The organism is Streptomyces sp. NPDC101166 (genome assembly GCF_044768125.1).
Taxonomy (GTDB): Bacteria; Actinomycetota; Actinomycetes; order Streptomycetales; family Streptomycetaceae; genus Streptomyces.
Window position 1 is genome coordinate 476 of sequence record NZ_JBIWPF010000171.1, and the last position, 797, is coordinate 1,272.

At 63.7% G+C, this 797-nt stretch carries 1 protein-coding gene; it reads left to right on the plus strand.

The window, feature by feature from the left end:
• On the plus strand, positions 1–630 hold a 630-nt coding region (locus tag ACIRS4_RS37420; RefSeq protein ID WP_404204617.1), incomplete at its 5' end, for a hypothetical protein.
• Positions 631–797: the final 167 nt, after the last annotated feature.

The window sequence follows — 797 nt, forward strand, 5'->3', positions numbered from 1 at the left end:
TGGGTCGTGTACGCACGGTCTACCACGCTTCAGGCGCAATTATCTGCTTTGGAATCCGGGATCGCGCATGTGCGGGACGAGGTCATGCCGGGGATTGGGGAGATTCCCGGGTGTGTCGGGCTTTCGTTGCTGGTTGATCGGCATACGGGCCGGTGCATTGTCACGAGTTCGTGGGAAACCGAGGAGGCGATGCGGGCGAGCGCTGCGCCGGTGATGGCGATTCGCGATCGGGCGGCGGAGATATTCGGGGGGAGTCCGATGGTCGAGGAATGGGAGATCGCGGTCATGCATCGGGCGCATATGACGCCGGAGGGTGCGTGTGCGCGGGTTACCTGGGTGAAGACCGATCCCAGCAGGATCGACAGTGCGATCGACGTGTATCGGGGGCATACGTTGCCCGGTATGGAGCAGCAGCTCGATGGATTTTGCAGTGCGAGCCTGATGGTGAACAGGGCGTCGGGGCGTGCTGTCTCGTGCAGTGTGTACGACAGTGCCGAGGCGATGGAACGCAATCGGATGGCGTCGGCCGCGTTGCGGGTGGATGCCGCTCGGCAGGCGCGCGTTGAGGCTGTCGACGTTCGCGAATTCGAGCTGGCCTTGGCTCATTTGCGGGTTCCCGAACTGGTTTGACCTCGGGCTGGAGTTGGTGAAACGGCTCATCGAGGCACGGCCGCAGGGTGCGGCCGTGCCTCGGTCGGCTGGTGGCGAATCGGGCATTGATGCTTCGGCGATCGGGGGCCGCTGTCTGATTGATCGTGGGAAGTGGGGTGGCTGCGAGGGAGTAGTGGAACACCGGT